Raw genomic sequence first — 18,457 nt, forward strand, 5'->3', positions numbered from 1 at the left:
TGGTTTTACTCCAGGTGATATTGAGATGATAGCGCGACCGCGAGATATTTAAACACGTTAAACACCGCCGTTGTTTTCGCTGTAGGGACCTCATTCTCATCAAGAAAAAAGGGACCGCGAAACACGAAAACCTCACCGTGCTGTACCACGTCTGTCGCTTCCATTCCGGTAAAATAATCATCATGCGCTTTGATCATTACGTTGGCTTTTTCCAGCAACGCGTGGCGTGTAATAGCCTGGGTATCGTTCTGCATTTATTCATTCCTTTTTGACAGCCTCTTAATCCTTTCTATATTACTTGCGAGCCTCACTGTTCGACAAATGGTCGCAATGACTGAAAAATTGGCGCAAATTTAGCCTGAGTGCTAATTAAGTTGCGTAACAGATTTTATCAGGTAGAGTGTGGGCGATTCAGATTTCAGGGAGATCGCACCAGGAAGTGTGATTATGTCAGGTGGAAAAAGCGATTTTAATCATAAAGTTGCATCACGCCATGTTGTCTGACCTGAGATTGATCCCGCCGCCTTGAAATGTTAAACAGGCGCAGCAATATTGAACCCGATGGGTTTTTGGGCATCAAATCCTCTCCCGTTAAGCAGGACGATTTCATTAGGTAAAGGTAAATATGGGTAAAGCACTCGTTATTGTTGAGTCCCCGGCAAAGGCCAAAACAATCAATAAATACCTCGGCAATGACTACGTGGTTAAATCCAGCGTTGGTCATATTCGAGATCTGCCGACCAGTGGTTCAACCGCTAAAAAAAGTGCTGACGCTTCGACAGATAAAAAAGTTAAAAAAGTTAAAAAAGATGAGAAAGCCGCGCTGGTTAGCCGCATGGGCGTCGATCCTTATCATGGCTGGGAAGCGGATTACCAAATTCTGCCAGGCAAAGAAAAAGTCGTCGCTGAATTAAAAGCGTTAGCAGAAAATGCAGACCACATTTATCTCGCAACTGACCTTGACCGCGAAGGGGAAGCCATTGCCTGGCACCTGCGGGAAGTGATCGGGGGAGATGACAAGCGCTTCAGCCGCGTGGTGTTCAACGAAATCACCAAGAATGCTATTCGTCAGGCTTTTGAAAAGCCGGGCGAACTCAATATTGACCGTGTAAATGCTCAGCAGGCGCGTCGTTTTATGGACCGCGTTGTGGGTTACATGGTTTCTCCCTTGTTATGGAAAAAAGTGGCGCGTGGATTATCCGCAGGCCGCGTGCAATCTGTTGCCGTTCGTCTGGTGGTTGAGCGTGAACGCGAAATCAAAGCGTTTGTGCCAGAAGAGTACTGGGAATTACAAGCCAGCCTGACCACGCCGAAAGGCGACGATCTGCCAATGGAAGTCTCGCATCATAATGACAAAGCATTCCGCCCGGTAAACCGCGAGCAGACGCATGCTGCGCTAGCGCTGCTGGAAAAAGCGCGTTATGAAATTGTGGATCGTGAAGATAAGCCGACCAGCAGCAAACCTGGCGCACCTTATATCACCTCGACATTGCAGCAGGCAGCCAGCACACGCTTGGGCTTTGGCGTCAAGAAAACCATGATGATGGCGCAGCGCCTGTATGAAGCAGGACACATCACCTATATGCGTACCGACTCAACCAACTTGAGTCAGGATGCGGTTGCTATGGCGCGTGGATATATTGAAAGCAACTTTGGCAAAAAATACATGCCGGAGTCTGCCAATACTTACGCCAGCAAAGAGAACTCGCAGGAAGCGCACGAAGCAATTCGTCCTTCTGATGTGGAAGTGATTGCAGAGCAACTTAAGGACATGGAAGCGGATGCGCAGAAGCTGTATCAGCTAATCTGGCGTCAATTCGTGGCCTGTCAGATGACGCCAGCACAATATGATTCCACTACGCTGACAGCGGCGGCGGGTGACTATAAATTGAAGGCCAAAGGACGCACGCTGCGTTTTGACGGCTGGACAAAAGTCATGCCTGCGCTGCGCAAGAACGATGAAGATCGTACATTGCCTGCCGTTAACGTGGGCGATGTGCTCGATTTGCAACAGCTGATGCCAAGCCAGCACTTTACCAAGCCGCCAGCGCGATTTAGCGAAGCGTCCTTGGTACGTGAGCTTGAAAAGCGCGGAATCGGTCGTCCTTCCACTTATGCCTCCATCATTTCTACCATTCAGGATCGTGGTTACGTACGCGTCGAAAACCGTCGTTTCTATGCTGAAAAAATGGGTGAGATCGTTACCGATCGTCTGGAAGAGAACTTCCGTGAATTGATGAATTACGACTTCACTGCGCGCATGGAAAACAACCTTGATCAGGTTGCGAATAATCAAGCGAAGTGGAAAGCGGTGCTCGATAACTTCTTCAGTGATTTCAGCCAGCAACTTGAGCAAGCTGAAAAAGATCCTGAAGAGGGCGGCATGCAGCCTAATCAGATGGTGTTAACCAGCATTGATTGTCCAACCTGCAGCCGTCCAATGGGTATTCGTACCGCCAGCACCGGTGTATTCCTCGGCTGTTCTGGTTATGCGTTACCGCCTAAAGAGCGTTGCAAGCAGACCATCAACCTGATTCCAGAAAATGAAGTGCTCAATATTCTGGAAGGCGATGATGCGGAAACCAATGCGCTGCGTGCTCGTCGTCGTTGCCAAAAATGTGGCACGGCAATGGACAGCTACTTGATCGATAATCAGCGTAAGCTGCACGTTTGTGGTAACAATCCAGAGTGTGACGGTTACGAAATCGAGCAGGGTGAATTCCGCATTAAAGGTTATGACGGCCCGATTGTTGAATGTGAAAAATGTGGCTCTGAAATGCACCTGAAGATGGGGCGTTTCGGCAAATACATGGCTTGCACCAACGACGAGTGTAAAAACACCCGTAAGATATTACGCAACGGTGATGTTGCGCCGCCGAAAGAAGATCCGGTTCCTTTACCAGAACTGGCATGTGAAAAATCGGATGCGTATTTTGTTTTACGTGATGGTGCAGCGGGCGTTTTCCTGGCAGCAAATACCTTCCCTAAATCGCGCGAAACGCGTGCGCCGTTGGTAGAAGAGTTACAACGCTTCAGCGACCGTTTGCCTGAGAAATTGAAATACCTGGCTGAAGCCCCGGCTGCGGATCCAGAAGGCAACAAAACCATGGTGCGATTTAGCCGTAAAACTAAACAGCAATATGTCTCTTCTGAAAAAGAGGGCAAAGCTACCGGTTGGTCCGCCTTCTATATAGAAGGCAAGTGGCAAGAAGCGAAGAAGTAATCCCCTAAAAGGCCAGCGATCGCTGGCCTTTCTCATTCCCTTATATCAATAAGTTCTACATTTGTTATCTAAATGATATAGTGGTTATAGCATTTCCGACCTTTCTGATTCCGGATATTCAGCACGCTGTTTAGGCGACTTTATGTCAGCCGGGGATGCGACTCTGTAGCTTACTGGGATAGAACATATATGAAATTACAGCAGTTGCGCTATATCGTTGAAGTGGTTAATCATAATTTAAACGTATCCTCGACCGCGGAAGGCCTTTACACTTCGCAACCTGGCATCAGTAAACAAGTGCGCATGCTAGAAGATGAGTTAGGGGTACAGATTTTTGCCCGTAGCGGAAAGCATCTCACCCAGGTTACCCCTGCTGGTGAAGAGATTATCCGCATCGCTCGAGAAGTCTTATCAAAAGTAGATGCGATTAAATCTGTGGCGGGTGAACACACCTGGCCCGATAAAGGATCGCTTTACGTAGCTACGACACACACTCAGGCTCGTTATGCTTTGCCCGGCGTTATTAAAGGGTTTATAGAACGTTACCCGCGCGTATCGCTGCATATGCATCAGGGTTCACCGACTCAAATTGCAGAAGCCGTTTCGAAAGGGAATGCAGATTTTGCTATTGCTACTGAAGCGCTGCATTTGTACGACGACCTGATCATGTTGCCTTGTTACCACTGGAATCGCGCAATTGTTGTTACGCCTGATCATCCCTTAGCGGGCAAAGCACAGGTTACGATTCAAGAGCTGGCAGATTTTCCGCTTGTTACCTATACCTTTGGCTTTACTGGGCGCTCTGAACTTGATACCGCTTTTAACCGTGCGGGATTAACACCACGGATCGTTTTCACTGCAACCGATGCTGATGTGATTAAAACCTACGTTAGATTAGGATTAGGCGTGGGTGTCATTGCCAGTATGGCGGTTGATCCGGTGTCAGATCCTGACCTTGTAAGGATTGAGGCTGCGGAAATATTCACCAATAGCACAACCAAAATTGGTTTCCGACGAAGCACCTTTCTGAGGAGTTATATGTATGATTTCATTCAACGTTTTGCGCCACATTTGACTCGTGATGTGGTGGATGCCGCGGTTGCATTACGTTCTAATGACGATATTGAAGCGATGTTTAAAGACATAAAGTTACCGTTTAAATAATCACCTCACTGATTAATTTTTTTTAAGGCTGCCTTTGGCAGCCTTTTTTATTGCTAGTTGTTAGCGCCAGATGAAGATGGATAAGTTTCATTATTTTTTTGTAAATGAAACATCGATCACATGTTTCTTTATTGATGTTCATTAATTGCGAATCAGTACACATTTTTAACCATACCGCTTTGCGGCACGCCAGGATTATTCCCATACTCCAGTTATGACTTGATGTGGAAGCGCTTTTAATAAGGGTTTTAAATTTATACATTAGTTTTAACTGGTACTAATTCCATTTTAAGCCAAATTTTTGCTGTAATTGTTTAATAATAAAAGAGGGGAGAAGTTAATGATTACTTAAGTTTTTTAGTTATTTTGATAAATAGCGTTAATCGTTGTACTCAATAAAAATAACTGGATTTTTGGTCTTAACGAGTTTAGGATTCGTCCTAATTCTTCATCGGTGTTATCAATCATTTTATTGAGAGTGATTATCAAAAACTATGAATACGAGAATAACTGTACAACCGGATTTTCCGGCTAAAAGCACCAAGGTTGAGCGTTCTGGCAATACTCGTCGCAAAGCTTGGTTGACCATTTTTGCTGCTTCCGCACTGTTTTGGGTAGTCGTAGCATTAACGATCTGGCGTATGTGGGGCTAAGCCATGTGGGCAAATACACTCAGCCATAAACGTTCTTTGACCGCGCGCCAGCACAAACCTTCTGGCTGTAAGTCAAAAGAGGCTGGCGCGAAGCAGGAATTTGCATCAATCCCAGACTCTTGGGAGTTGAGTGACACCCAACGCCATTTCATCGAGTCTTTCATGGACCCGAAAGCGAAATAATATTTAAGAAGTAAGTAATTTATTACTTAGTGAAAATCTTTTCTTACCGGTTATTCCGGCGGGCACTTTAAAAGCCCAATCTTTATCACACTCAGTTTAAAAAGTTTTCATCCTTTTCAGGGATGATTTCATGACTTTTTGCGCCAATTTTCAGTGAGGAGTGAATTTATGAATATGATAAAAATGTCTTGGTTCAGTGCTTACGCCTTCTCATTTGCGTTTTGGTCTGCGGCTGTATGGATCGCACTATAATTTGAATTAAATCACCTCTTTCTGATGCCTCGTGTCCTGCACGGGGCATTTTCGTTTGCGTTTGATTGTAGCAAATCGTGTTGTAATCAAAACGTTAACGAAATTGTGGTCTATCTTTAACATAAACCTTGTTTTCACTGAGGTTTAAAGATCACGATTATAAAGGAGGAACTATGTCGTTTACCCTACGCGAGCAGAGTCAGGAAACACTGCAGGTCGACAATCAAACCTATCATTTTTTTAGTCTGCCCCTCGCTGCTCAACACCTCGGCAACATTGATCGCCTTCCTAAGTCTATGAAAGTGTTGCTTGAAAACCTGTTACGTTGGCAGGATGGAGACTCTGTTACGGCAGAAGATATCCAGGCGCTGGTTGATTGGCAAAAAGATGCACATGCCGATCGCGAAATTGCTTATCGTCCTGCGCGTGTGCTCATGCAAGATTTTACCGGCGTGCCTGCTGTTGTGGATTTAGCCGCCATGCGAGAAGCGGTAAACCGCCTCGGTGGTGATGTCGCAAAAGTTAATCCGCTTTCCCCTGTAGATTTAGTCATTGACCATTCCGTCACGGTTGACCATTTTGGTGATGATGATGCGTTTGAAGAGAACGTTCGTTTGGAAATGGAGCGCAATCATGAACGTTACGTTTTCCTGCGCTGGGGGCAAAAAGCCTTTGATAAATTCCGCGTTGTCCCGCCAGGAACAGGTATTTGCCATCAAGTTAATCTCGAATATCTTGGCAAATCTATCTGGCATGAAAACCTGAACGGAAAAGAGTATGCTTGGCCCGATACTTTAGTCGGTACTGATTCGCACACCACCATGATCAATGCGCTGGGCGTATTAGGCTGGGGTGTGGGAGGGATCGAAGCTGAAGCGGCCATGCTCGGACAGCCGGTTTCCATGTTGATCCCTGATGTTGTCGGCTTTAAATTAACCGGTAAATTACGTCCTGGCATCACTGCCACAGACTTGGTATTAACTGTCACGCAGATGCTACGCAAACATGGCGTAGTGGGTAAGTTTGTTGAATTCTACGGTGATGGTTTAGCTGATTTGCCGCTGGCTGACCGCGCAACTATTGCCAATATGGCACCAGAATATGGCGCAACCTGCGGTTTCTTTCCCATTGATGAAGTGACATTAAGCTACATGACGCTAACCGGTCGCGAAGCCGATCAGGTGGCGTTGGTTGAAGCCTATGCAAAACAGCAGGGCATGTGGCGTAACCCTGGCGATGAACCTATTTTTACCAGCACGCTAGCGCTGGATATGAATGAGGTCGAATCGAGCCTGGCGGGTCCTAAGCGTCCTCAGGATCGCGTCTCACTGGGAGATGTTCCCGCTGCATTTGATGCCAGCAATGAACTTGAAGTCAATCAGGCACAAAAACCGCACAAGATTATTAATTACACGGACAGTGAAACCGGCTTAAGCCATGAGCTTACCGACGGCGCGGTTGTTATCAGTGCCATAACGTCATGTACTAATACTTCTAATCCAAGTGTCCTTATGGCGGCCGGTTTATTGGCTAAAAAAGCTGTTGAGCGCGGCCTCAAGCGCCAGCCGTGGGTTAAAGCGTCCCTGGCACCGGGTTCGAAAGTGGTTTCAGATTATCTGGCGGTGGCGCAGTTGACGCCTTCTTTGGATAAGCTTGGCTTTAATTTGGTGGGTTACGGCTGCACGACTTGCATCGGTAACTCAGGCCCGTTGCCTGATGAGATTGAATCTGCCATTAAAGAAGGTGATTTAACCGTTGGCGCGGTGCTTTCTGGTAATCGCAACTTTGAAGGCCGTATTCATCCACTGATCAAAACGAACTGGTTGGCCTCACCGCCGTTGGTGGTGGCGTATGCGTTGGCTGGAAACATGAAGATCAATCTGCAAACCGATCCGCTTGGTCACGATCACACCGGGCAGCCGGTTTATCTAAAAGATATCTGGCCATCACCTGAAGAAATTGCTACTGCTGTTCAGCAAGTTACCAGTGACATGTTCCATAAAGAGTATGCCGAAGTGTTCGATGGCACGCCGGAGTGGCAGGAGATAAAAGTCAGCGAAGCGGCCACCTATGACTGGGATGAAGGCTCGACCTATATTCGGCTTTCACCTTTCTTTGATGATATGGAGAAAGAACCCAAGCCGGTTAAAGACATCAAAGGCGCACGCGTGCTGGCAATGTTAGGTGATTCGGTGACAACCGACCATATCTCTCCAGCAGGTAGCATTAAAGCGGAAAGCCCAGCAGGACGCTACTTGATGTCGCATGGTGTAGAACGCAATGACTTTAACTCTTACGGTTCGCGTCGTGGTAACCATGAAGTAATGATGCGCGGCACCTTTGCAAATATCCGTATTCGTAATGAGATGGTGCCTGGCGTAGAAGGGGGTTACACCAAACATCATCCGAGTGGCGAAGTGTTAGCGATTTACGATGCGGCGATGAAATACCAGGCCGAAGGTGTCCCCTTAGCGGTAATTGCGGGTAAAGAGTATGGATCGGGATCAAGCCGTGACTGGGCAGCCAAAGGGCCTCGTTTACAAGGCGTACGCGTAGTGATTTCGGAGTCATTTGAGCGAATTCACCGTTCAAATCTGATCGGTATGGGAATTTTGCCGCTGGAATTTCCACCGGATACCACGCGTAAAACGTTAGGTCTGACCGGGGAAGAGTTGATTGACGTTGAAAATTTGGATCAATTGCAGCCCGGCTGCACGGTGAAAGTGACCTTAACGCGCGCTGACGGTAGCAAGGAGCTGCTGGAAACGCGGTGCCGTATTGATACAGGTAATGAGTTAACCTATTACCGAAATGACGGCATCTTGCACTACGTGATACGCAACATGCTTAACTGATAAAAAAGCCGGGTAATCCCGGCTTTTTATTTTATCCCTTCGGCAGTAGATGACCCATCTTAGCTGCCTTGGTGTCAAGGTAATGGGCATTTTTGGGATTGCGACCAACAACCAACGGCACACGCTCCACAATGTTAATCCCAGCTTCCGACAGAATTTCTACTTTGCGTGGATTATTAGTTAACAATCGCACTTCATTCACCCCGAGCAGTTTGAACATATCTGCGCACAGCGTAAAATCTCGCTCGTCAGCAGCAAAGCCTAATTGATGGTTGGCTTCAACCGTGTCGTAGCCTTTATCTTGAAGCGCATAGGCACGAATTTTGTTCAGCAGCCCGATATTTCGGCCTTCCTGGCGGTGATACAGCAGCACACCGCGACCTTCTTCAGCAATTGAATTCAACGCGGCTTCAAGCTGAAAGCCACAGTCGCAACGCAAACTGAAAAGCGCATCGCCTGTCAGGCACTCAGAATGGACGCGCGCCAGAACCGGATCGTTATCATTGATATCACCAAAGACCAGCGCGACGTGGTCATGGCCGGTTGCCAATTCTTCAAAACCTACCATCAGGAAATCTCCCCATGGCGTTGGCAGTTTGGCTTCTGCCACCCGTTTAAGCTGCATGTGACTCTCCAGAACCTTCAGAGGATGCACTATCATCATGATAGCGCACGGGCGAGTGTAGCCCGACAAACGTGTAATATTGTGCCACAACCCACTGGTGGGCTGGTAATCTGTCAGAGCGATTGTAGTGATAAAGCACAATTATCCAATCTGCAATGGTTATGTTATTCTTTTTTAAGCTAAAGTTATTCATCAGAGATGAATTAAGTTCTCTAAAAGGAAAACGGATGTTGAAGATTTCACGCCGCACCACCTTGGGGATGCTGCTGTTGTTAATAATGCCGCTGGCGGTTTGGTTATCTGGCTGGCAGTGGCAACCGGGTGAAAGCGGTGCGGTTTTAAAAGTCTTATTCTGGATGACCGAAACTGTCACCAGTCCTTGGGGAACCCTGACCAGCCTGTTACTCAGTGCATGGGTCATGTGGTGTCTGCGTTTTAGATGGAAGCCCGCTATTTTGCTGTTGCTGATTATGAACGCCACCATTCTGGCAGGGCAGTACACCAAATCCTTCATTAAAGACCAGGTTCAGGAACCGCGGCCTTATGTCGTATGGTTAGAACACAGTCATGGTCTGGATGACAAAGCGTTCTACGAACTAAAACGCCATCAGCGCAGCCAAATGGTTAATGATTTAATGGCTGACGATACGCTGTTACCCGGCTGGCTAAAACATCACTGGGCGCAAGAGACCGGTTTTGCTTTTCCTTCCGGGCATACCATGTTTGCGGCCAGTTGGGCTTTGCTGGTAATTGGATTGCTGTGGCCGCGTCGCCATTACAAAACGGTTGTGATTGTCTTTATCTGGGCCAGCGCGGTAATGGGTAGCCGCCTGTTGCTGGGCATGCACTGGCCACGTGATTTAATCATGGCCACTGTATTGTCATGGGTGTTGGTAACCCTGGCCACCTGGCTGGCACAACGTTTTTGTGGGCCGCTTAGCCTGCCGCCCGAAGAACAAAAAGAGGTACAAGAGCGTGAACCTGAATTGTAATTCCACGCGTAGACCCCATATCATTGATTGTGCTTGCGTAAAAACGAATCGCCTGATGCTGCTGGGAGCAGCATTTTTGCCGTAGTTTTGGCATAATTCCACCCGACAACCTCACAACAGGATGCACTGTGAAATATTTGCTGATTTTTTTAGTGGTTTTGGTCATTTTCATCATCTCCGTCACATTAGGTGCGCATAACGACCAGGTCATCACCTTTAACTATCTGCTGGCGCAGGGCCAATTCAGTATCTCTACATTATTGGCAAGCTTGTTTGGTGTAGGCTTCTTGTTGGGCTGGGCAATTTGTGGATTGTTTTGGTTACGTGTTCGCGTTTCACTGGCGAATGCGCAGCGCAAAGTAAAGCGTATGCAAGCACAAATTGAACAGGGCAGCACGACAGTGACGACCACATCGTCATCGGCTGCCCGGGAATAATAATCCATGCTTGAATTGCTGTTTCTGTTGCTTCCGGTTGCTGCTGCTTACGGCTGGTATATGGGTCGACGTAGTGCACAACAGGATAAGCAGCAGGAAGCGAACCGTTTATCCCGCGAGTATGTTGCCGGCGTTAACTTCCTGCTCTCTAATCAGCAAGACAAAGCCGTTGATCTCTTTCTAGACATGCTTAAAGAAGACAGCGGCACAGTCGAAGCTCACCTGACGCTGGGTAATTTATTCCGTTCTCGCGGCGAAGTTGATCGCGCTATTCGCATACACCAGTCATTAATGGAAAGCGCTTCACTGAGCTACGAGCAGCGCTTACTTGCGATTCAGCAATTAGGGCGTGATTACATGGCGGCCGGATTGTATGACCGCGCCGAAGATATGTTCAAACAGCTCACTGATGAAACGGATTTTCGCATCGGTGCGCTGCAGCAATTATTGCTGATTCACCAGGCAACAAGCGACTGGCAGCAGGCGATTGAAGTCGCTGAACGTTTGGTGAAACTGGGCAAAGATAAGCAGAAAGGTGAAATAGCCCATTTTTATTGCGAGCTGGCTTTGCAGGCGATGAGCAGCGACGATCTTGATCGCGCTATGAGCCTGCTGAAGAAAGGTGAAGCAGCCGATCGTCAAAGTGCACGAATCTCTATCATGATGGGACGTATTCTGATGGAGAAGGGCGATTACGCAAAAGCAGTGGGGCATTTACAGCGCGTACTCGATCAGGATAAAGAGTTGGTGAGTGAAACGCTGCCAATGCTAGAAACCTGTTTTCAACGGCTGAATCAGCCAGACGCGTGGGCAGAATTCCTGCAACGCTGCGTTGAAGAAAATACGGGCGCCGCCGCTGAACTGTATATGTCCGATATACTCGAGCAGCAGCAGGGACCAGAAGAAGCTCAGCTTTATATCAATCGGCAGTTACAACGTCACCCAACCATGCGAGTGTTTCATCGTTTGATGAATTTTCACCTACACGAAGCTGAAGATGGTCGCGCCAAAGAAAGTTTGATGGTTTTACGCGACATGGTTGGCGAGCAGATTCGCACCAAGCCACGCTATCGCTGCCAGAAATGCGGCTTCACAGCCCACGCACTTTACTGGCATTGCCCTTCTTGTCGCACGTGGTCCTCTGTGAAGCCTATTCGAGGACTCGACGGTCAATAATCATCAACAGCCAGCGTTGGTGATTTACTCTTATTATAGTTACAACATACTAAAAGCCTAAAACTCTCAAAACCTACGCATCTGTGCAGTTTGTCTTCTAACAGACGGGAACAGCGATTGTGATGGCCCGACACCGCAGGTAAAATGCCAGCCGTTTGTCTATTGCGCCCATGGGTGCCCACTGCAGAGGAAATGCCATGCCTTCACCCCAAACTGTGACCGCTTCGCCGATTCTGGTGGCTCTCGATTACCATGACATCAATAGCGCATTACGCTTTGTTGACCAGATCGATCCCGGTAGCTGCCGACTGAAAGTGGGCAAAGAGATGTTTACGCTGTTTGGCCCTTCATTGGTGAAAGATTTGCAGCAACGCGGTTTCGATATCTTTCTTGACCTGAAGTTTCACGATATTCCCAACACGACAGCGCATGCGGTTGCCGCGGCTGCCGATCTGGGTGTCTGGATGGTCAATGTCCATGCCAGCGGTGGGGCACGCATGATGAATGCTGCACGTGAAGCTCTGGTTCCCTTTGGAAAGGATGCACCTTTACTGATTGCTGTGACAGTACTGACAAGCATGGATGCAGACGATCTGAAAGGATTGGGCATCACACTCTCACCGGCAGAACAGGCAGAAAAACTGGCAAAATTAACCCGTGAGTGTGGACTGGATGGTGTGGTCTGTTCCGCACATGAAGCGGCACGTTTTAAACAGGTCATTGGATCAGATTTCGCGCTGGTTACGCCAGGTATACGCCCGGCAGGCAGTGATGCAGGCGATCAACGCCGTATCATGACACCAGAGCAGGCGAAGCAGGCAGGTGTTGATTATATGGTGATTGGACGCCCTATTACCCAATCGGCCAATCCCGCTGCTACATTGCAATCAATCTTAAAAAGTCTGGAGGATGCCTCATGAATCGCGATAACCCGCTGGTTTACTCAACGGATACAGGTCGTATAGACCAGCCGCAGCAGAAAGTTGAGCGACCTAAAGGTGATGGCATTGTTCGCATTCAGCGTCAGACCAGCGGACGAAAAGGCAAAGGCGTCTGTTTGATTACCGGTATTGATCTGGATGATGCCGCATTAATACAGCTTGCTGCCGAGCTTAAGAAAAAATGCGGTTGCGGTGGCGCATTAAAAGAGGGCGTTATCGAAATCCAGGGTGACAAGCGCGACTTACTCAAGAGCTTACTGGAAGCAAAAGGCATGAAGGTAAAGCTGGCAGGCGGCTAAAATGAAAAAAATCGGGCTACTAAAAGTAGCCCGATGAGTATGTAGATGCATTGCGTAGCCGTGTTTTATGTTAATGCGGTCTTAATGAACTTGATGACCGATAATACCACCTACCGCTGCGCCACCGACGGTGCCGAGCGCGCTGCCGTTAGTTAGCACTGAACCACCAATCGCACCGGCACCCGCGCCAATTGCGGTATTACGGTCGCGTTTAGACCAGTTAGAACAACCGCTTAACGCGACGACTAAGGTGGTAGCAAGGACAGCTGCTGTAATACGTTTCATTGTAATTGTCATAAACTTCTCCATTAGTGTGCTCACAGAGGCAACACCTTAAGTATAGCTTCGAAATTAATTTCACTCGTCGTCGCCGAGTTATTGCCACATCCTTGAAGGCAATGCATCGGCTTTCATCATGATGACCGACGAGTAATCAACAAAGCTCAGACAGGTCCGCTCTTTGTCTGAGAGGATTTTAAGCGTTCTACGAAATTTCCGAAGATAGACAATTCCTAATTCACTCCACAATTTTGCTTTCACAGCTAATTCATTCTGCGTTTATAGCGATTTGCTCCATAACCTTTTGCCCGCTGGCTCCGCACACTTTAGGGACAATGATCAGCAGGAGAAAAGGAATGCTGGAACAGCTCAAACAGCAGGTTTTAGAAGCGAATCTGGACTTGCCAAAATATAATTTAGTCACTTTTACCTGGGGCAACGTCAGCGCTGTCGATCGTGAGCAGGGCTTGCTGGTGATTAAACCCTCAGGAGTCAGCTATGACGTGATGAAGCGCGACGATATGGTTGTGGTTGACCTTGCGAGTGGCGACGTTATAGAAGGGGATAAACGGCCATCTTCCGATACCGCAACGCACCGTGCACTTTATCTGGCGTGGCCCGAAGTGGGCGGCATTGTGCATACCCATTCGCGCCATGCCACCATTTGGGCGCAGGCCGGGCGTGTCATCCCTGCCTGGGGAACGACCCATGCTGATGACTTCTACGGTGAGATCCCGTGTACACGGGCAATGCGTGATGATGAAATCAAACATGAGTATGAGTGGAATACCGGCCAGGTGATTATTGAAACCTTTGCTGAACGTGAGCTTTCTCCCAGCGCAATTCCCGCTGTGCTGGTTAATTCGCATGGGCCTTTTGCCTGGGGCAAAGACGCGCATGCTGCGGTACACAGCGCCGTTGTGCTGGAAGAAGTCGCTTATATGGGGTTATTCAGTCAGCAATTGACCGCTAACTTGCCACCGATTCAGCAAACGCTGCTCGATCTCCATTACCTGCGCAAGCACGGCGAAAACGCGTGGTATGGACAAAAGTAACTGGCTAACAGGGATGTAACCCATCCCTTCTTGCTGTATCGCTGTTTAAGCAAAAACGGATAGGGCGATCGCGAACATGTTTATTAAAACAGTGCATCTATAAAAATAAAACGCTGTTTCAATTTTATAGTCAGGATCACTGTTTTTGTTTCTTAATGTCATTACTTTGCTGTCATCGCCTTCGGGCACAACTCACATCTTCCTCTGGAACAGCAAAGGTGACACCAATATGCATATCAAACGTGCGATAGATAAAATCCCTGGCGGCATGATGTTGATACCGCTATTTCTCGGCGCGCTTTGTCACACCTTTTCCCCCGATGCCGGAAAATATTTTGGATCGTTCACCAACGGATTGATGACCGGGACGGTACCTATTCTGGCTGTGTGGTTTTTCTGTATGGGTGCATCGATAAAAATCAGCGCGACGGGAACGGTATTGCGTAAGTCCGGTACGTTAGTGCTGACCAAAATTGCCGTGGCCTGGGTAGTCGCGGCCATCGCCTCACGCATGATGCCGGAGAACGGTGTTGAAGTCGGCATGTTTGCTGGACTCTCTACGCTGGCTTTGGTCGCCGCGATGGATATGACCAATGGCGGCCTTTATGCCTCGATTATGCAGCAATATGGTTCGAAGGAAGAGGCGGGCGCATTTGTCCTGATGTCGCTGGAATCAGGTCCACTGATGACTATGGTTATTCTTGGCACAGCCGGCATAGCATCATTTGAACCCCACGTCTTTGTCGGTGCAGTTCTGCCCTTTATTGTCGGTTTTGCTTTAGGAAATCTTGATCCAGAATTGCGAGAATTCTTTGGCAAAGCGGTCCATACGCTGATTCCTTTCTTCGCGTTTGCTTTGGGCAATACCATCAATCTGGCCGTCATTGCTGAAACGGGTCTGCTCGGTATCATGTTGGGCGTCGCAGTGATTATCATTACCGGCATCCCATTAATTATTGCCGATCGCGTAATCGGAGGCGGAGACGGAACCGCAGGTATTGCCGCATCGAGTACGGCAGGAGCCGCCGTTGCTACGCCAGTATTGATTGCAGAAATGCTGCCACAGTTCAAACCGGTTGCACCAGCTGCGACCGCGGTGGTCGCGACATCGGTTATTGTAACGTCTGTTCTGGTCCCGATTATCACCGCGATATATTCAAAACGCGTTAAGCGTTCGCAGGTTGTTGTCAGCCAGCGCGCGGCTATTAAGTAACCCACCTAATCAATCCCCGGCCCTAAGTCGGGGAAATCTCTGGATTTTGTTTTATAAATCAATCTCTCATTTGGTCTGGCCTCACTCTGCATTACGCTGATGTGGCGTAAAAAACGCATCTAATAATCAGAGGATGAGACTATGACAGTTATTAACCAAGCAACTTGCAGATTGTTTACCGAAGTCGGACATACCACACAGCTGGTGGCGTACTACGAAGAAGGACGACGCACCATGTGGATGATGTTGCGGGCGCAGCCGCGTCCTAGCTTCAACCATGAGCTGATAGAGGAAATCATGAATTTGAGCTATGCCGCACAGCGTTCTGGCTTACCGATTGATTTCTGGGTAACCGGTTCTTTGGTACCGCAGATGTTTAATGCGGGTGGCGATCTGCGTTTCTTCGTTGAATGTATTCGTAACAATCGCCGTGAAGCTTTACGTGCTTATGCCAGAGCCTGTGTGGATTGCATTCATTCTGCAGCACGTGGTTTTGATACCGGCGCGGTGACGCTAGCGATGATTGAGGGCAGCGCATTAGGCGGTGGCTTTGAAGCGGCGCTGGCGCATCACTTCATTCTGGCGCAGAACAATGCACGCATGGGATTCCCTGAAATTGCCTTCAACTTGTTCCCTGGTATGGGCGGTTATTCATTGGTGGCTCGCCGCGCAGGCATGAAACTGGCAGAGGAGTTAATTTGTGAAGGTGAATCTCACAGTGCGGAGTGGTTTGAAACGCGAGGACTGGTCGATAAAGTCTTCCAGCCGGGCGACAGCTATCGTGCAACACGCACATTCATTGATACGTTGCGTCCGAAGCTGAATGGTGTGCGGGCTATGCTCAAAGCGCGTCAGCGCGTGCTGCAATTAACACGCGCTGAATTGATGGATATCACCGAAGATTGGGTCGATTTTGCCTTTACCATTGAGCCAAAAGATATTGCTTACATGGAACGTTTGGTGCAATTACAAAACCGCCACAGCGCCTCGTTGCGTAAAGCGGGATAGTAATGTAATCCAGCGTTAAACGCGGGCAGGATGCTTAGCCAGCCAATGCCCAAACTGCTCTGCGGGCATTGGTTTTGCGTAATAGTAACCCTGACGCCCATCAACGCCACTATTGAGGATAAATGCTTCTTCAGCTTTTGTTTCAATGCCTTCGGCAATCACTAACAGATCGAGAGCCTTGGCGACGGCAACGATCGCGCGAACCAGCGACTGAGAAACAGGCTGTAAGTTGATATCACGTATAAAACTTTGATCGAGCTTGATGGCATTGATTGGCACACGTGCTAATTGGGAAAGTGACGAATAGCCTGTACCAAAATCGTCAAGATGGACCTGGGCGCCCAGATCCTGGAACTTTTTCATTAGCGTCAGCGCTTCAGCTTCATTCTCAATCAAGCAGCTTTCGGTTAATTCGATATCGATTGGACAATCACTTAAACCGGCATCGGCCAATGCCTGTTTTAAATCGCTATAAATGCTCTGATCCAGCAGTTGTCGCGCAGAAACATTTACGGCTACGCGCAGTTCAATGCCTTGTTGACGCCAGGTGAGGATCTGTTTCAGCACATTGAGCATGACCCAGCGGCCGAGCGGCACAATCAGGCCAGATTCTTCCGCATAGGGGATAAATTCAGCCGGGGAAACCAAGCCTCGTTCCGGTGAGTTCCAGCGCACTAACGCTTCCGCGCTGCGTATCTGCCCATCGCTGTCGACTTTAGGCTGGTAAAAAACCGTTAAATGATCGAGTTCCAGCGCTTTACGAAGGTTGGTATCAAGCCATAAATATTCAAATACGCGTTGGTTCATCTCAGCGGCGAAAACACAATATTTACCGCGACCATTCTCTTTTGCGTGATACATCGCAGTATCAGCATTGCGAATCAGGCTTTCACGGTCTTCGCCATGCAGCGGGGCAAGGGCAATACCAATGGAGCAGCCGCTATAAACCTCAATGAGTCCAATGCGGAACGGTAAACGCAAACGCTCCAGAATGCGAGATGACATCGCTTCCAGCGCCGCCTGGCTAGTATGTTCAGCCAGCACCACGAATTCATCACCACCCAGACGTCCCAGCGTTTGATCTTTACCCAAACAGCTAAGAATCGCCAAAGAGACAGCTTGCAGCAGTTGATCGCCAAACATATGGCCGTAAGCGTCGTTAACTTTTTTGAAATTATCCAGATCGAGATAAACCACACCGGTTTCATCGCCGCCTGCTTGCTCTAGTGCCAGGCTCATTTGTTGATGAATTGCGTTGCGATTAGGCAATCCGGTCACCGTATCGGTGTTTGCCAGCACCCGTAGACGTTCCTGGGCCCGTCTTTCCTCGGTTATGTCCGTTCCTGAACAGATGAGGAAAATTTCATTTTTTCCGCTACCGCTGTGCACGAACTTATTACGAAACAGAAACAGTCGCTGGCCTTTTTTAGTCTTCACCCAGCGTTCAACTTCGTAGGAATTGCCGTCGCGAAAGAATCCGGCAATGTTGCGGCGTGATGCTGCAGCTTCCTGTTTACTCATAAACAATTGAAAGACGTTGCGCCCAATCACTTCATGTTCATTCAGGCCGGTATATTCTTCACTGAGGCGATTAAAACGTTGAATATTGCCGCGCTGATCGAGAATCACGATCACCGAATTAGCTTCTGAAACCACTTGCTCAGCAAATGAAAGACCCAGCGTCAAATCACGTGCCACGGCAGAGGTATCACCCCACGCAGAAGCCGTTCCGCCCCAGGATGACTGGTTTACCTTGCGGCCCACCAAGTGCATTGGCACCGGCACGCCGTGTAGCGGCAGCGTAAGATTAATTGTCGAGGTGATCACTGGCATTGCGCGGATTAAACTGGCCTGGCCCGGCGTCAGCGGCAGGGCAATGTTGGTATTTGACGATTCGTCTTCAGCAAAATGCAGCGCATCGCTGTCCGCGGTTAGACGCCAATGAGGGCTGGTTGTACCAAATAAGGTATACAACAAGGTTTGCCCTTGTTCATCGGTCATGGAACTTCCTCCGGGAAGTGCTCTGCAGGCGTTATCTCATTATTTTAGCAACAGTATTCATCATCTGACGCGAGCACAAGATGCAAACTGAATATATTTTG

At 48.5% G+C, this 18,457-nt stretch carries 16 protein-coding genes; 12 read left to right on the plus strand and 4 right to left on the minus strand.

Features of this window, described 5'->3' with window-relative positions; genetic code table 11:
• Positions 1-5 precede the first annotated feature (5 nt).
• Entirely contained in the window at positions 6-254 is a 249-nt protein-coding gene (locus MUG06_RS04405) for a DUF2498 family protein (RefSeq protein WP_243077831.1), read from the minus strand.
• A gap of 371 nt (positions 255-625) precedes the next feature.
• Here MUG06_RS04405 and topA point away from each other — a divergent pair, with 371 nt between their 5' ends.
• The 4 genes from topA (at position 626) to acnA (ending at position 8,330) form a co-directional block, all read left to right on the plus strand.
• On the plus strand, positions 626-3,223 hold the full coding sequence (gene topA, locus MUG06_RS04410) for a type I DNA topoisomerase (RefSeq protein ID WP_243077832.1): 2,598 nt from the start codon (positions 626-628) through the stop codon (positions 3,221-3,223).
• Positions 3,224-3,412: 189 nt separating this feature from the next.
• Positions 3,413-4,387 carry an HTH-type transcriptional regulator CysB gene (gene cysB, locus MUG06_RS04415; protein WP_215846703.1) on the plus strand — a complete coding sequence of 325 codons (975 nt, stop codon included), beginning with the start codon at positions 3,413-3,415 and terminating at the stop codon, positions 4,385-4,387.
• A 494-nt stretch (positions 4,388-4,881) separates the two neighbouring features.
• Positions 4,882-5,040, plus strand: a complete 159-nt coding sequence (locus tag MUG06_RS04420) for a YmiA family putative membrane protein (protein WP_215846704.1) — start codon at positions 4,882-4,884, stop codon at positions 5,038-5,040.
• Between the two features lie 608 nt (positions 5,041-5,648).
• Positions 5,649-8,330 carry an aconitate hydratase AcnA gene (gene acnA / locus MUG06_RS04425; protein WP_243077833.1) on the plus strand — a complete coding sequence of 894 codons (2,682 nt, stop codon included), beginning with the start codon at positions 5,649-5,651 and terminating at the stop codon, positions 8,328-8,330.
• Positions 8,331-8,361: 31 nt separating this feature from the next.
• On the opposite strand, the gene ribA is transcribed toward acnA, so the two are convergent.
• A complete protein-coding gene (gene ribA, locus MUG06_RS04430) occupies positions 8,362-8,955 on the minus strand; it encodes a GTP cyclohydrolase II (RefSeq protein ID WP_215846705.1) in 594 nt (197 codons plus the stop codon).
• Between the two features lie 227 nt (positions 8,956-9,182).
• On the opposite strand from ribA, the gene pgpB reads away from it, so the two are divergent.
• The 5 genes from pgpB to yciH all read left to right on the plus strand — a co-directional run bounded on the left by pgpB (position 9,183) and on the right by yciH (position 12,800).
• Complete coding sequence (gene pgpB, locus MUG06_RS04435; RefSeq protein ID WP_243077834.1) at positions 9,183-9,947, plus strand: phosphatidylglycerophosphatase B; 765 nt, start codon at positions 9,183-9,185, stop codon at positions 9,945-9,947.
• A 128-nt stretch (positions 9,948-10,075) separates the two neighbouring features.
• The gene (locus MUG06_RS04440; RefSeq protein WP_215846707.1) at positions 10,076-10,384 is read left to right on the plus strand and encodes a LapA family protein; all 309 of its coding nucleotides are present in this window, start codon (positions 10,076-10,078) and stop codon (positions 10,382-10,384) included.
• Positions 10,385-10,390: 6 nt separating this feature from the next.
• The gene (gene lapB, locus MUG06_RS04445; RefSeq protein ID WP_215846708.1) at positions 10,391-11,560 is read left to right on the plus strand and encodes a lipopolysaccharide assembly protein LapB; all 1,170 of its coding nucleotides are present in this window, start codon (positions 10,391-10,393) and stop codon (positions 11,558-11,560) included.
• A 197-nt stretch (positions 11,561-11,757) separates the two neighbouring features.
• Complete coding sequence (gene pyrF / locus MUG06_RS04450) at positions 11,758-12,480, plus strand: orotidine-5'-phosphate decarboxylase (RefSeq protein ID WP_215846709.1); 723 nt, start codon at positions 11,758-11,760, stop codon at positions 12,478-12,480.
• On the plus strand, positions 12,477-12,800 hold the full coding sequence (gene yciH / locus MUG06_RS04455; RefSeq protein ID WP_243077835.1) for a stress response translation initiation inhibitor YciH: 324 nt from the start codon (positions 12,477-12,479) through the stop codon (positions 12,798-12,800). Before pyrF ends, yciH begins: the two co-directional genes overlap by 4 nt.
• An 81-nt stretch (positions 12,801-12,881) precedes the next feature.
• On the opposite strand, the gene osmB is transcribed toward yciH, so the two are convergent.
• Positions 12,882-13,097, minus strand: coding sequence for an osmotically-inducible lipoprotein OsmB (gene osmB, locus MUG06_RS04460; RefSeq protein WP_031374546.1), 216 nt, complete (start codon positions 13,095-13,097; stop codon positions 12,882-12,884).
• A gap of 338 nt (positions 13,098-13,435) precedes the next feature.
• Between osmB and araD the strand changes: the two genes are divergently transcribed.
• From araD to MUG06_RS04475, 3 genes are all read left to right on the plus strand, one after another.
• Positions 13,436-14,134: an L-ribulose-5-phosphate 4-epimerase gene (araD, locus tag MUG06_RS04465; protein WP_243077836.1), complete on the plus strand. Its 699-nt coding sequence runs from the start codon at positions 13,436-13,438 to the stop codon at positions 14,132-14,134.
• Between the two features lie 229 nt (positions 14,135-14,363).
• The gene (kdgT, locus tag MUG06_RS04470; RefSeq protein WP_243077837.1) at positions 14,364-15,347 is read left to right on the plus strand and encodes a 2-keto-3-deoxygluconate transporter; all 984 of its coding nucleotides are present in this window, start codon (positions 14,364-14,366) and stop codon (positions 15,345-15,347) included.
• A gap of 141 nt (positions 15,348-15,488) precedes the next feature.
• On the plus strand, positions 15,489-16,355 hold the full coding sequence (locus tag MUG06_RS04475) for a crotonase/enoyl-CoA hydratase family protein (RefSeq protein ID WP_215846711.1): 867 nt from the start codon (positions 15,489-15,491) through the stop codon (positions 16,353-16,355).
• Positions 16,356-16,370: 15 nt separating this feature from the next.
• Here MUG06_RS04475 and pdeR read toward each other — a convergent pair whose 3' ends face one another.
• Positions 16,371-18,356, minus strand: a complete 1,986-nt coding sequence (gene pdeR, locus MUG06_RS04480; RefSeq protein ID WP_243077838.1) for a cyclic di-GMP phosphodiesterase — start codon at positions 18,354-18,356, stop codon at positions 16,371-16,373.
• Between the last annotated feature and the right edge of the window lie 101 nt (positions 18,357-18,457).

The organism is Pantoea sp. MQR6, assembly GCF_022761075.1.
Taxonomy (GTDB): domain Bacteria; phylum Pseudomonadota; class Gammaproteobacteria; order Enterobacterales; family Enterobacteriaceae; genus Pantoea; species Pantoea phytostimulans.

Coding starts and splice junctions, on each gene's coding strand:
- MUG06_RS04405 (WP_243077831.1), bottom strand. CDS start 254: ATGCAGAACGATACCCAGGCTATTACACGCCACGCGTTGCTGGAAAAA.
- topA (WP_243077832.1), top strand. CDS start 626: ATGGGTAAAGCACTCGTTATTGTTGAGTCCCCGGCAAAGGCCAAAACA.
- cysB (WP_215846703.1), top strand. CDS start 3,413: ATGAAATTACAGCAGTTGCGCTATATCGTTGAAGTGGTTAATCATAAT.
- MUG06_RS04420 (WP_215846704.1), top strand. CDS start 4,882: ATGAATACGAGAATAACTGTACAACCGGATTTTCCGGCTAAAAGCACC.
- acnA (WP_243077833.1), top strand. CDS start 5,649: ATGTCGTTTACCCTACGCGAGCAGAGTCAGGAAACACTGCAGGTCGAC.
- ribA (WP_215846705.1), bottom strand. CDS start 8,955: ATGCAGCTTAAACGGGTGGCAGAAGCCAAACTGCCAACGCCATGGGGA.
- pgpB (WP_243077834.1), top strand. CDS start 9,183: ATGTTGAAGATTTCACGCCGCACCACCTTGGGGATGCTGCTGTTGTTA.
- lapB (WP_215846708.1), top strand. CDS start 10,391: ATGCTTGAATTGCTGTTTCTGTTGCTTCCGGTTGCTGCTGCTTACGGC.
- pyrF (WP_215846709.1), top strand. CDS start 11,758: ATGCCTTCACCCCAAACTGTGACCGCTTCGCCGATTCTGGTGGCTCTC.
- yciH (WP_243077835.1), top strand. CDS start 12,477: ATGAATCGCGATAACCCGCTGGTTTACTCAACGGATACAGGTCGTATA.
- osmB (WP_031374546.1), bottom strand. CDS start 13,097: ATGACAATTACAATGAAACGTATTACAGCAGCTGTCCTTGCTACCACC.
- araD (WP_243077836.1), top strand. CDS start 13,436: ATGCTGGAACAGCTCAAACAGCAGGTTTTAGAAGCGAATCTGGACTTG.
- kdgT (WP_243077837.1), top strand. CDS start 14,364: ATGCATATCAAACGTGCGATAGATAAAATCCCTGGCGGCATGATGTTG.
- MUG06_RS04475 (WP_215846711.1), top strand. CDS start 15,489: ATGACAGTTATTAACCAAGCAACTTGCAGATTGTTTACCGAAGTCGGA.
- pdeR (WP_243077838.1), bottom strand. CDS start 18,356: ATGACCGATGAACAAGGGCAAACCTTGTTGTATACCTTATTTGGTACA.